Origin of the sequence: Lachnoanaerobaculum sanguinis (assembly GCF_033242365.1) — a bacterium.
Taxonomy (GTDB): Bacteria; Bacillota; Clostridia; order Lachnospirales; family Lachnospiraceae; genus Lachnoanaerobaculum; species Lachnoanaerobaculum sanguinis.
In genome coordinates this window covers 1-13,441 of the sequence record NZ_BTHK01000020.1, presented here as the reverse complement: position 1 = coordinate 13,441, position 13,441 = coordinate 1, and the positions used below count along the sequence as shown (strand labels likewise).

At 34.6% G+C, this 13,441-nt stretch carries 12 protein-coding genes; 10 read left to right on the top strand and 2 right to left on the bottom strand.

Annotated features, from left to right (window positions below):
• Positions 1-55 precede the first annotated feature (55 nt).
• Positions 56-1,540: an aldehyde dehydrogenase family protein gene (locus SBH76_RS11620; RefSeq protein ID WP_317977918.1), complete on the bottom strand. Its 1,485-nt coding sequence runs from the start codon at positions 1,538-1,540 to the stop codon at positions 56-58.
• 382 nt (positions 1,541-1,922) lie between these two features.
• Here SBH76_RS11620 and SBH76_RS11615 point away from each other — a divergent pair, with 382 nt between their 5' ends.
• Entirely contained in the window at positions 1,923-3,017 is a 1,095-nt protein-coding gene (locus tag SBH76_RS11615; protein WP_317977917.1) for a M14 family zinc carboxypeptidase, read from the top strand.
• Between the two features lie 44 nt (positions 3,018-3,061).
• Here the strand turns inward: SBH76_RS11615 and SBH76_RS11610 are convergent, their stop codons facing one another.
• On the bottom strand, positions 3,062-3,823 hold the full coding sequence (locus SBH76_RS11610; RefSeq protein WP_317977916.1) for a CPBP family intramembrane glutamic endopeptidase: 762 nt from the start codon (positions 3,821-3,823) through the stop codon (positions 3,062-3,064).
• Between the two features lie 167 nt (positions 3,824-3,990).
• Between SBH76_RS11610 and SBH76_RS11605 the strand changes: the two genes are divergently transcribed.
• The 9 genes from SBH76_RS11605 (at position 3,991) to SBH76_RS11565 (ending at position 13,073) form a co-directional block, all read left to right on the top strand.
• Positions 3,991-4,548 carry a putative ABC transporter permease gene (locus SBH76_RS11605; protein ID WP_317977915.1) on the top strand — a complete coding sequence of 186 codons (558 nt, stop codon included), beginning with the start codon at positions 3,991-3,993 and terminating at the stop codon, positions 4,546-4,548.
• Between the two features lie 17 nt (positions 4,549-4,565).
• Entirely contained in the window at positions 4,566-5,348 is a 783-nt protein-coding gene (locus tag SBH76_RS11600) for a YhfC family intramembrane metalloprotease (protein WP_317977914.1), read from the top strand.
• A gap of 183 nt (positions 5,349-5,531) precedes the next feature.
• Positions 5,532-6,701 carry an RtcB family protein gene (locus tag SBH76_RS11595; RefSeq protein ID WP_331678156.1) on the top strand — a complete coding sequence of 390 codons (1,170 nt, stop codon included), beginning with the start codon at positions 5,532-5,534 and terminating at the stop codon, positions 6,699-6,701.
• Entirely contained in the window at positions 6,698-7,297 is a 600-nt protein-coding gene (prfH, locus tag SBH76_RS11590) for a peptide chain release factor H (protein WP_034211733.1), read from the top strand. Before SBH76_RS11595 ends, prfH begins: the two co-directional genes overlap by 4 nt.
• 15 nt (positions 7,298-7,312) lie before the next feature.
• On the top strand, positions 7,313-8,044 hold the full coding sequence (locus SBH76_RS11585; RefSeq protein WP_317977913.1) for a DUF6652 family protein: 732 nt from the start codon (positions 7,313-7,315) through the stop codon (positions 8,042-8,044).
• Positions 8,045-8,077: 33 nt separating this feature from the next.
• On the top strand, positions 8,078-8,788 hold the full coding sequence (locus SBH76_RS11580) for a hypothetical protein (protein WP_317977912.1): 711 nt from the start codon (positions 8,078-8,080) through the stop codon (positions 8,786-8,788).
• An 8-nt stretch (positions 8,789-8,796) separates the two neighbouring features.
• Positions 8,797-9,477: a DUF1287 domain-containing protein gene (locus SBH76_RS11575; RefSeq protein ID WP_034211737.1), complete on the top strand. Its 681-nt coding sequence runs from the start codon at positions 8,797-8,799 to the stop codon at positions 9,475-9,477.
• A gap of 9 nt (positions 9,478-9,486) precedes the next feature.
• Positions 9,487-11,886 (top strand): cation-translocating P-type ATPase, encoded by a 2,400-nt coding sequence (locus tag SBH76_RS11570; protein ID WP_317977911.1) that lies wholly within the window; start codon positions 9,487-9,489, stop codon positions 11,884-11,886.
• Positions 11,887-11,933: 47 nt separating this feature from the next.
• A complete protein-coding gene (locus SBH76_RS11565; protein WP_317977910.1) occupies positions 11,934-13,073 on the top strand; it encodes a Fic family protein in 1,140 nt (379 codons plus the stop codon).
• The last annotated feature ends 368 nt before the right edge of the window (positions 13,074-13,441 follow it).

Genomic DNA, 13,441 nt, shown 5'->3' with positions numbered 1-13,441 from the left:
TCTCAAACCGGTTTTGCCGGAATGAGAGTTTTTCTTTACAATACTTTTCTTTATATTACTTCTTTGGATAGAATCCGCTTGGATTCTCGTCAAGCTTGATAAGTATATTCTTCATCTGTGTATAGTGATCAAGGATTACCTTATGTGTTTCTCTACCGATACCTGATGTCTTATATCCTCCAAACGGAGCTCCTGCAGGGATTGCATTATAGGTATTTACCCAAACTCTACCTGTTTCAATACTTCTTGAAACACGGAATGCACGGTTAAGATCCTTGGTCCAAACACCGCCGCCAAGACCGTATACGCTTTCATTGGCATATTTGATTACTTCATCTTCAGTCTTAAACTTTATGATAACTGCTACAGGTCCGAATATTTCTTCCTGTGCAGCATAAGAATCATTGGTTACATTTGTTATAAGTGTAGGCTTGTAGAATGATCCGTTTGCAAGCTCACCTTCTGTATAGCGTGAACCACCACATGCAATAGTAGCACCGTCGGCTACGGCTCTGTCTACACATGCCTGAATCTTTGCTACCTGACCTTCATTTATCTGTGAACCCATCTGAGTATTAATATCAAGAGGATTTCCTACAACAATCTTGTTAAACTGATCTACAGCTCTCTTTACAAACTCATCATAGATACCTTCCTGTACAAAAACTCTTGAACCTGCACAGCAAACCTGGCCCTGATTAAAGAGGATACCAAGCTGAACACCGTCAATGGCAAGGTCAAGATCACAGTCGTCAAAGAATATATTTGCTGATTTTCCACCAAGCTCAAGTGTTGCCGGTATAAGTTTTTCAGCTGCAGCCTTTGCTACTGAATAGCCTATCTCGGTAGAACCTGTGAAGGCAAGCTTTCTAAATCCGTTGTGATCGAGGATATACTGTCCGGACTTGCTTCCTGCGCCTGAGATAACATTAAATACACCCTTAGGAATAATATCCTTTACAAGTTTTGCAAGCTCAAGTATTGAAAGAGGAGTAGAAGAGCTGCTCTTTAATACTGTACAGCATCCTGATGCAAGTACAGGTGCAAGCTTCCATGCCGCCATAAGGAACGGGAAGTTCCATGGAACTATCTGTCCAACTACACCGATAGGCTCTCTGAATACAAGAGAGAGTGTCTTTGAATCCAGGAAGTTTGAAGTATCTTCCTCTGTACGAATAGCGGAAGCAAAATATCTGAAATGATCTGCCGCAAATGGTATATCTACATTTAATGTCTCACGAAGAGGCTTACCGTTGTCAAGACTCTCGATATAAGCAAGATCCTCTTTGTTTGCGTCTATAACATCAGCAATCTTTAAAAGAATCTCAGCTCTCTTTATCTTGTCGAGGTTCTTCCAAGAATCAAAAGCTGCCCAAGCAGCGTTTACAGCATCATCTACATCTTCTTTAGTAGCCTCGGCTACACTTGCGATTTTTTCTTTGGTAGCAGGAGAGTATGTATCAAAAAACTTACCGTCTTTTGAATCTCTAAACTCACCATTTATAAAAAGTCCATATTTTTCGTCCGGTTTCTTTGCCATAATTAAATTACTCCTTTCGAGTTGTTAATCTATAGTAAAATACTATAGATTGATTCTAGCATAAAAGAAAATAAATTGCTATATTTTTCTAAAAAGTAGATAATTTAACAATAAGATTACAGATTTCAACTGCCTATGGTTACAATTATTACATCTAAAACGATTATAATACCGATTTATTCGTCTTGTTTTTATTTAGAAACATAGTGGATTGATAAATTTTATTCACAAGACATTGTAAAAAATAATTATAATATGGTACTTATGAATGGATATTCTTCAAAAGTACGACAAATTTTCTATATCTGTTTAATGTTTTGTAACTAGTAATTTTTTTCAAAGTATCGTATAGTTGTGAAAGAGTTTTTCAACGGAGGAAGATATGCAAAAGAAATATGTTTTAGGAGTAATGACACTGTCAGCATGTATTATACTGACACAGGTAATACCTGCCTTTGCAGGAATAATAGGACACAGTTCGGCAAGTTATAAGGCCGCGCAGACAGAAAGTGTAGTACAAACTACAGATTTTACATTTTTAAGCACAGATATGTATACATATCAAAAGATGGAAAGTGATATAAATCTATTTAAGCAAAAGTACGAGGGGGTTACATCGGATTCAATAGGTACAACACCTGATGGAAGAAATATATACAGAATAGTAATAGGAAACAAAGATGCTTCAAAAAAGATTCTTGTAATAGGAGCAATTCATGCCAGAGAATATATTACAGCTTCAGTAGTAATGCGTCAGGTAAAGGAAATGCTTGATAAGAGAGCGGAAGGAGATAAGAGTCTGGACGCAGTATGTATACAATATATTCCTATGTTAAATCCTGATGGAGTAGCGATTTCACAAAGCGGTATGGCAGGACTTAATAAAGAAGAGTCAAAGAAGAAATTACAGGAGATAATTGACAGCTGGTCAGAATGGGGACTTAAAGAAAATCAGGATAAGTATAACTGGTTTTTAAATAAATGGAAGAATAATTTAAACGGTGTTGATATCAACCACAACTTCCCGACTCAGGGATGGAATCAAAGAGCCGACAGTAGGAAAAAACCTTCAAATGAATATTATAAGGGAGCAAGTGCAGGTTCTGAAAGTGAGACACAGGATCTTATAAAACTTGTAAATAATGAGAATTTTTCGGCTGTACTTAACTATCATACACAAGGACAGATTATTTATTGGTCAAATCAACATGCATCTGCAGAAGTTTTGGCAAAGGATAAAGCGATGGCTGATATAGTGGCGTCTCATACAGGATACAGACTTGTGGCACCGGAAGCTGACGGATCAAAATTCGGTACAGGCTTTAAGGATTGGCTTGATTGGGAGAAGGGTATTCCAAGTGTTACTGTTGAGGTAGGAATAGGAACTTCACCTGTACCTGAAGCACAGATAGAGACTATTTGGCAACAAAATGCGGGCGTTTTACCTGATATTGTAAAATATATTATTGGAAAATAAAGAAAAAGCCTTTAGGTAGATAGTATACCTAAGGGCTTTTGTTATTAATAATTCCAGTTTATAAGCAAATATATCAGTGATGAACCGAACATATCGGCCATTGCATGCATCAAAAAGAACGGTAAAAGATTCTTTATTACTTTCTTGTACATGAAATAATAGAATAGTCCATATACCACACCTATTACCAATGACCAAAGAAGACCTTGATAGGTGTGGAATGATACTCTGACCAAGGTTGAAAATGCAAGTACATACCATTTATGTTCATCTTTTACAGAGGTCAAAAGACCGAGAAAGAAAAATTCTTCATAAAATCCGTTTAAAAAAGCATATCCGATTGCAAGCGGTGAAAGTGCCAGGAATTTATTTAATGCTTCCATCGGATTTATGTCTTGAAGCAATGAAGGATCAAAATAGTTGTAGTCGCCGCTCACTGTAGTGACAAGGTCACCAAAGAGTCCCATAATTGAAAAAAGAACCGGTACCCAAATAATTACAGACCAATGTAATTTTATTTTCAACTGTTTAAAATCAAAGTTTCTGATAAGTAAGTACAGCAACGCAATAATTAAAAGAATAGACTGTAATGTAAAATTTCCGGTATAGGCCGCACCGTCTGAGGCAATATCCATAGATTCCGCTGAATCTTGTATAGCCTGTGGATCAGACTGAAGTAATCCTATAAATATTTGTGTCGATGTTATGATAAATATACCGAACATAATACAGGTAACAATAAGGATATCAAACCATCTCAAATACTTAAGCTTTTCTTTCGGTCTGATTTTTTCTAAAAAATTCATTTTTATATCTCTCTTTCTTCTATATAATATATTTCTAAAGCAAGAATATTTGCTTGAACATTTGGTGCCTAGAATAATATAAACTATATATATGAAAAATCAATGTATAAAATAAATGAAATTTTTGAAATTTTAGGATACAATATAAAAAAGGAGGATGATGATACATGAAATTAAAAAGACTTAGAGATATCTTTCTTATGTTTATGGCAGGTGCATTCCTTGGATGGATTTATGAAGTACTGGTTGGACTCTTGGAAACGCATGTCGGATATGTAAATCGTGGATTTTTATTCGGTCCGTATTTGCCGATTTACGGTTTTGGAGGAATAATATTAATAACACTTTTGATGCCGATAAGAAATAAGAAAATACATTTGGGAAGACTAAGTATATCTTTTGTTTTGGTATTTTTGTCAACTATGCTTATAACTACAATACTTGAACTTATCGGTAGCTATTTTATGGAGCTTATAATGGGTGACTGGTTGTGGGACTACAGCAATTATTTCTGTAATTTTGAAGGAAGGATTGCTCTGTGGAGCAGTGTGAAATTCGGACTTGGAGGACTGATAATAATATACCTGATAGAACCTGTAATCAGATTTTGTATTGAAAAATCAAATCAAAAAAATGTAAATATATTTACTGTAATACTTGGTATTATATTTATTGTGGATTTGGGACTTAGACCTTTTTTGGGAAGCAACTTTATAGGGAAATAACTTTTAGGAGGTAGACAATGGATAGAGTTCCTTTTTTAAGTATGGTATTTATGGTTATATCCTGTATAGCCGGATTTGCAATTCCAATTATACTCTTTATTTATTTCAGAAAGAAGAAGCGTGCGGATATATCTCCGTTTTTTATAGGCGGTATTGTATTTGTTGTATTTGTAATGTTTCTTGAAAGCTCGGTTCACAGAGCTGTTTTTGCTTTACCGTTTGGCGAGACTATAAAAAATAATGTAATACTTTACGCACTGTACGGTGGACTTATGGCTGCAATATTTGAAGAAACGGGAAGATTTGTTGCATTCAAATTTATTCTCGGGAAGAATAAAGATAAAAATATAAATGCATGTATGTATGGAGCCGGGCATGGAGGTTTTGAGGCCGCATCTGTTTTGGGATTGACTATGATAGGCAGTCTGGCTCTTTCGGTTTCAATAAACAGTGGACTTATATCAACTATTTTGGACAATGTAGGAGGAAATGATCTTACACAGCTTAAAGACACTGTAAACACCTTGACCATGTCACCGTCATATGTATTTTTACTTGGTATAGTTGAGAGAATATTTGCAGTGATATTACAGATATCACTTTCGGTTCTTGTATGGTCAAGTGTTAAGGGGAAAAGATATTTATTTATTGCTGCACTTTTGATTCATTTTGTGGCGGATACTTTGATAGTTATATTAAACGGATTTCATGTACCTCTGATATTTGTAGAACTTATCTTTGGTGTGGTTTCAATAATAGTTGCGTTATTTTCACGAAAGATATATGTAGAAGAAAGTTAAGATGTGTTTTTTAAAATGCTATGATATAATTATAAAGTTAAAATAAATAATAGCGATCGAAAGGAGAATGACTATGAGGAATACAATGAATAATACAATAAGTGGAACTATAAACTACAGAGGCATAGTTGTTCGCTGTCTATTATTCTAAACTTTTTTATTAGAGAATGAACGATAAAGCCTTTGAAACAGAAGAAAACAGAGGTTTTTATTTTGATACAATTAAATGGAAAATACGCACAGGCGTATATTATGTGTGATGAAACTATGGAAAAGTCCATGGTGGAAGAAGTGGCAAAGTCTCAGGTGAAAATGATTTGTGATAATGAAGTATCACAGGGAGCAAAGATTAGGGTAATGCCTGATGTTCATCCGGGAAAGGTAGGACCTATAGGCCTTACAATGACTGTGGGAAAAAAGATTTTACCTTCTTTAGTGGGAATAGATATCGGTTGCGGCATGCTTTCGGTAAAACTCGGAAAAATAAGAAATGATTTTTTGAAGCTTGATACCGTAATCAGAGATAATGTTCCGGTCGGATTTGCTGTAAGAAAAGATATACATGCATATGCCGACAGAATTGATTTAAGTAATCTTAAATGTTTTTCACATATAAGATCTGAAAAAGCATTGCTTAGTCTTGGTACTTTAGGTGGTGGAAATCATTTTATTGAGCTGGATACAGCAAAGAACGGTGAAGTTTTTCTTATAGTGCATACAGGTAGCAGACATCTTGGAAAAGAAGTGGCTGAGTACTATATGAAAGCGGGACAGGATGAACTGAAAGACAAAGGTATAAATGATATTCCTTTTGAAATGACCTACCTTAGCGGTAATTTGATGGAAGATTACTTACATGATTTAAAAATCGTGGAAGAGTATGCGATATTAAACAGAAAAATAATTGCTGCTGAGATTATAAAAAAGATGAAGTGGAAGGCAATAGAAGAAATTTCATGTTCTCACAATTATGTGGATTTTTCAGGAAATCAGCCTATATTAAGAAAGGGTGCTATTTCATCGAAGTTGGATGAAAAGGTAATAATTCCTATAAATATGAAGGAAGGTGTTTTACTTGGCAGGGGACTTGGAAACGAAGAATGGAATAATTCGGCACCGCATGGGAGCGGAAGAGTACTTTCAAGAGGAGAAGTAAATTCTTCGCATACGGTTTCCGAGTTCAAAAAAGAGATGAAGGGTATCTATACAAGCTGCATAAGTAAGGATACTTTGGACGAAGCACCTTTTGCATATAGAGGAATTGACTATATAAAAGAAGTTATAAAAGATACCGTAGAGGTGGAAAATGTTCTTACTCCTATATATAACTATAAGGGAGGGGACAGAAAATGATTCTACAAATAAGTGCCGGTATGGGCCCGGTGGAATGTCAAAGAGCTGTGTTCGGTATATGTAAAGCTTTAATGAAGGAAATTCCGTCTTTAGAGATTTTAAGTTATGTGGACGGAGAGGAAAAAGAAACTTTTTATTCAGTGATGCTTTCATCCGATGAGGATTTGTCATATCTTGAAGGTACCATGCTTTGGATTTGTAAAAGTCGCTATAGGCCTGAGCATAAAAGAAAGAACTGGTTTGTGGATGTAAGTCTTATTCCTGAAACAGTTAATGTAGATGATAATTTCTCTGAAGCGGATATAATAGTAGAGAAATTTCATGCAAGCGGACCGGGAGGTCAAAATGTAAACAAGGTGGAAACAGGAGTAAGAGTTATACATGTGCCTACAGGAATAAGGATAAGTTCAACAAGAGAACGAAGTCAGCTTATGAATAAAAAGGATGCTCTTAGAAAACTTGCAATTGTTTTGAAAAATAAGAATACTTCGCAAATTGAACAAAGTAAGAACAATGCATGGAGTAAGCATACCGAGATAGTAAGAGGCAATCCGATAAGAGTATATGAGGGTGAAAAATTTAGACTAAAAAAATAAACTTGAGGTAATATTATGGGTGATGGAGAAAATTACAATGTAGAAGAAGATATCAGTATAATCAAAGAGACTGTAGATAGTGAGAATAAAAGTATGGAAAAATATCCGTGGCTAATATCAATACTTTATTTTTTGGTATTGTATGGGTGGATCGGTTTTGTTATTTACGGAATGAAGTACTTTAATTTAAATAAATGGCTATCTATAGGGTTTAATATAGTATTTCTTATTGCGTTTATAACACTTCTGACAGTTCAAATCAGTAGAGCGTTGACTGAGATAAGAAGTGGGAATATAGACTATTGTATAAACGGCTTTTTATTTTTTAAATATACCATTTTGCCTTCTACATTGTTTTTTATTTTTCTGGCACTTGTTATATTTCTAGGTGGACTAAGTATTTCACTTATAGCCTTTATTTTACCTGCAACGCTTTTTCTTGCGCCGTTTATACTTATGGCGGCTTTTATACTTTCACCGATAATGTTGGCAATCTCTTTTATAGCCGCTTTACCTGGATTTGTTTTGGCAGTAGGTACTGTAATTATCGGTAGAAAACAAAAAGAGATGAAACTTGGTAGCTGCGTTTTACATATACTCCTGCAGTTTGTCCCGGTGGCTGATTTGATAGATGCGTTATATATTTCGATACATTATTGGAACAGGGCAAAGAAATTGGCTGTAATTACAGCCGTTTCTACCGGCATATTTATAGCTGTAAGTATTATTTTATATATAATATGTTAAGAAATAATAATTATTAAAAGGAGATATAGTGATATGGAAAATGATTTTATATTAGAAAAAGACCGTATTATAAATGAGGAATCTACACAAAAGCATTTTCCTTGGATTTTAGGTATAATATATAATATAGTGGTTTACAGATGGGCGTATGTTATTATATCTCAGTTAAATACTACAGTAAAAAAAGAATTTGAAATTTTACCTCATATAGTATATCTTTTCTTACTTTTAATACCGCTTATATTGCAAATCATAAGCGTGAATAAGGCTATAAAAAGGAATGATATAAATTATTGTATTGACGGAGCTCTTTTTTACGGATATGCAATGTTTCCGATTTCATTATTGTGTGCAATATGTATTTTTGGTGTAGCTGTGGGCGAAATATTTATGTTGATTGCATGTATGGTAGTACCGGCAATGATCTTTTTCGTACCGTTTATTGCAATACCCTGTATTATATTTTTGATGATACTACTATTGCTGTACTATGTTTTATTGTCACCGGGAATGTTGGCGGCCGGTTATCTGGTCCGCTGTTATAAAGATGAATATGGTTTAAGTAACAACAAATATAACAGACATAAGGTTTTTCGATTCATACCCGGGGTAAATTTAATCGATATTTTGTATATTTCAAATAAATACAGAGACAGAGGAAAATTACAAGCCGTAATTATATCAGTTTCCATAATACTGATGCTTCTGGTAATTGTTGCAGCCATAATAATTAGAATAGTATAGGTATATAAATGAAATCAAAGAAAATTTTTAAAATCATTGCTGCAGGTATATTGCTTGCAGCAATGATTTTACTGATATTTATAAGACATTATCATAGAAGCACTTCTGTAAAGAGACCTAAGGATGCTTATAAAAGGCATATAGAACAGTTTAAGAGCAGTGTTGATATGGATAAAGACGGAATTGATGATCAGAGTGATATATTAAACAGTGCTCTTTTGTATATACAGACAAAACCGAAGTATGAGAGCAGATACTATATAGGTGGGACACCAAATGACGGTTATGGTGTTTGTACGGATGTCGTAGCTGCGGCACTTTTCGGTGCAGGATATGATTTACAAAAACTTGTGGATAAGGATATACATGAACATCCGGAAAATTATGACATACAATCACCTGATGAAAATATTGATTATCGCAGAGTAAGAAATCTTCAGGTGTATTTTAAAAACAATACAAAAAGTCTTACTACAGATCTTTCCGAGATAGAAGAGTGGCAGGGTGGAGATATTGTTATTTTCAAAAAGCATATCGGAATAGTATCCGACAGAAGAGATAAAAATGGAATTCCATATATTATTCATCACGGCAGTAAATATCAAAGAGCATATGAACAAAAATATCTGAAAAGTAAGGCTGATGAAATAGTCGGTCACTACAGATGGGAATTGAAAAGAGAAAATTAAGTTGACACTATGGATGAGATAAGAGAGGTCGATAATAAAATTATCGGATTGAAAGATAGCGAAGTGCAACAAAGAATTGCATTGGGTCTTACAAATAAATTAAATATGGGAACCGATAAAACAACTATGGAAATAGTATTGTCAAATGTATGTACATACTTTAACCTGATATTTTTAATAATTTCCATAGTACTGATTATGGTAGGTTCGTTTAGGAATCTTACATTCCTACCTGTTATTATCGGAAATACACTTATAGGTATAGTACAAGAGTTGCGTGCAAAAAAGACACTTGATACGATGAAATTTTTAAGTGCTCCTCACAGTGACGTGATAAGAGACGGAGAACTTCAAAATATATTGTCTGAGGAGTTGGTAAAAGATGATATTATTCTTCTGAAAGCCGGCAAGCAAATCTGTGCGGACGCCATTGTTATATCCGGAAGTATTCAGGTTAATGAATCTTTGCTTACAGGTGAGTCTGATGAAATTGAAAAAGCTGTAGGCAGTAAGCTTTTATCGGGAAGTTTTGTAGTATCCGGAGAATGCTATGCAAAACTTGAGAAAGTGGGAGATGAGTCATATATTTCAAAACTCAGTACACAAGCAAAAACTATGAAAAGTAAAGAACAATCGGAGATGATAAGGCATATCAATTTGATTGTTAAGGCTGTAGGTATTGTAATCATACCTATAGGTGCGGTTTTATTTTTACAAAGCTTTTATGTAAACGGGGATACTCTTAGAAAAAGTGTAACTTCAACAGTTGCCGCCGTACTGGGGATGATTCCTGAGGGATTGTATTTGCTGACCACAGTTGCGCTTGCCCTAAGTACTATGAAACTTGCAACAAAAAAAGTACTGCTTCATGATATGAAAAGTATTGAGACTTTGGCAAGAGTTGATGTGCTCTGTGTTGATAAAACAGGTACTATTACAGAACCTGATATGAAAGTGGAAGATGTGTTCTTATGTAAAGGTGCAAACAGTTCTATAGATTATTCGGATTTTGAAAAATTATTGTTTTCATATGCCCTTGCTTCAAAAGATAATAATGCAACCATGCAGGCTTTAAAAGAATATGCAAATAATAAAGGAATTAAAGGAGCTGTAGGTGCTCCTGTAAAGGTACTACCTTTTTCTTCATCTCTTAAATACGGAAGTATTACATTTGAAGAGGGATGCTACATTCTTGGTGCTCCGGAAATTATTTTAAAAGATAATTTTATATCTTTTGAAAATGAGATTTTAGCCTATACCGAAAAAGGAAGTAGGGTTTTACTTTTTGCAAAGTATGACGGAAGTGATATTGAAGACGGTATCAAAGGAAAAGTAACTCCTATATGTTTTATAGCTTTTGCAAATCCCATTCGTGAGAATGCTGTAGATACATTTAATTATTTTAAGTCTCAAGGTGTAAGTATAAAGGTTATCTCGGGAGATAATCCTTTAACCGTTTCGCAAATTGCCTCTCGGGCAGGAATTGAAAATTCCGAAAATTATATTGATGCAACTTTGCTTGATACAGATAAAAAGATACAGGAGGCAATATCTTTTTATACGGTTTTCGGTCGTGTTACACCTAAACAAAAGCAAAAGCTTGTAAAAGCCTTACAGGCAGACGGTCATACTGTTGCCATGACAGGCGACGGTGTAAATGATATTTTGGCGATGAAGGATGCGGACTGCAGTGTAGCAATGGCATCAGGAAGTGAAGCCGCCACTCATGCCGCACAGGTTGTACTACTTGATTCGGACTTTGCACATATGCCAGATCTGGTATATGAGGGTAGAAGAGTTGTCAATAATATAGAGCGTTCTGCAAGCCTGTTTTTGGTGAAAAATATTTTCTCATTGCTTTTAGCTGTATTATCTGCAGTTTTTATGTTTACATATCCGCTGGAGCCTGCTCAGATTTCCTTTGTAAGCATGTTTACAATAGGGATACCGGGATTTTTGTTGGCTCTTGAACCGAATAAGAATAGGATAAAGGGAAGTTTTATTAAAAATGTGCTTATAAAAGCATTGCCCGGCGGTTTGACAGATGTTATAGCGGTATTTGCACTTGTAGTATTTGGAGAGATTTTTGAAATATCCACAGACAGTATCGGAACTGTTGCGACCATGGTTATGTCGGTAGTAGGATTTATGATTTTGATCAAGATAAGCTATCCGCTTGATCTGAGAAAATATATAATAATATTTTTAAATGTTGCAGGTCTCATATTTACAGGTATATTCCTTAGAAAGTTGTTTGCACTTACAGACCTTTCAGGTATAAGTATTCTTCTTATGTTCACTTTTGGTTTTGCTGCGGAATCTTTATTTAGAAATATGACGGTTTTGGTAGAAAAAAATCAAATATTACTTGAAAAAATAAGAATAAAACTTGAACAAAAGAAAAAATAAGATATAGTATAAGTAGTAAGTGAAAACTTTGTTTTATGGAGTTGGTTATGAGAGAGTATAGTCCGCTTTTTAACATGAGCGATAGAATGATAAATTTATTGACTGAGATAAGTGAAGAAGTCGGAAGGGTCGGAGTTGTCTTTTCCGGTAAGATGAATCCGCTTATTCGTAAAGAAAACATAATTAAAAAAGTATATGCCTCTTTGGCAATGGAAGAAAGTGATATTTCATTTGAACAGATAAGAGGCTTTATATATGGAGAAAATTTTATTGATAATCATAAGGATATGAGAGTTGTAAAAAATCTCTATGAAGCGTATGATATGTCATTTAAATTGAATCCATATTCGATAAATGATTTGTTCTTTGCACAAAAGATGATACTGAGCGGTTTTGCTATAGAGTCAACTGAGTTTAGAGAAGATAAGGCGGAAAACAACGACAGCGGAATATTTGAAAGTAATACAATTCCTTCAAGATTTATTCCGGGAGCTGTAAGGGATATATTTGAATGGTACAAAAGAGCGGAGCTGCATCCTGTAATAAAATGTGCAATAGTATATCATGAATTTGAACTTTTACAGCCTTTTGCGGCAGGGAACGGACCTCTTTCAAGGTTATGGCTGGATCTTTTGCTTTGTAAGTGGAAGGATATTTTCTTTTGTATGTCTGTTGAGAATGAACTTTATAACAGGATACAGGAATATAAGGAGCTTACATACAGTATAGGAAGACCGGGAGAAAGTAATAAATTTATAGAATTTATTCTTGAGACAATCCTTTTTGCATTAAAGAAAGCGCAGATAGTAGAGAAAACATCGGTTTGGAGGGTGGAATCCGATGTTGATTATACAAAAGAAGAATGTATAAAGCAGGAAAAGTCTTTAGGTAGCGGTATTACAGGCAGTGCTGAAAAGACGGTTGGAAAAGAAGTATCAGGAGGCAGTAAAAATACTGCTGTTAGTACAAACAACCCGGCAAGTGAGAATACATTTGCAAAAAAGCTTGTAAATGTACTTGGTAATGAAGTGCTTACAACAAATGAGATAATGCTTAGACTTGGCATGACACATAAGCCTACTTTCAGAAAAAATTATCTCAATCCGGCAATAGAGATGGGCTTGGTAGAAATGACCGTACCGGGTAAGCCCAGAAGCAGATATCAGAAATATAGAAAGATATCATAGTCGCGATATATAGAATAAGATGATTGAATACAGACCAAGATAATAAAGTACAGACTATGATAAAAATAAAAATATCAAGATATACGCATAGCGACTAAGATATCAAAGAACAGACTATGATAAAGTCGATATTAAAATCGGTGTTTTATAAATATAGTTTTATTTGTGGTATACCAAGACTTTATATATGGCTTATAAGCGTGTAATTTATCGTGTAATTTATTTGAAATACATATGTCAAGCATAAATGATTATGTCCCAAAATAATTAATTTATAAGCCCCCACAAAGGGGCTTTTATTATGCGCTTTTTACGTCGTCTTCAATTCTGTGTGGCTGTGAATGTGCAAATTTATTAAAGGCCTCTAA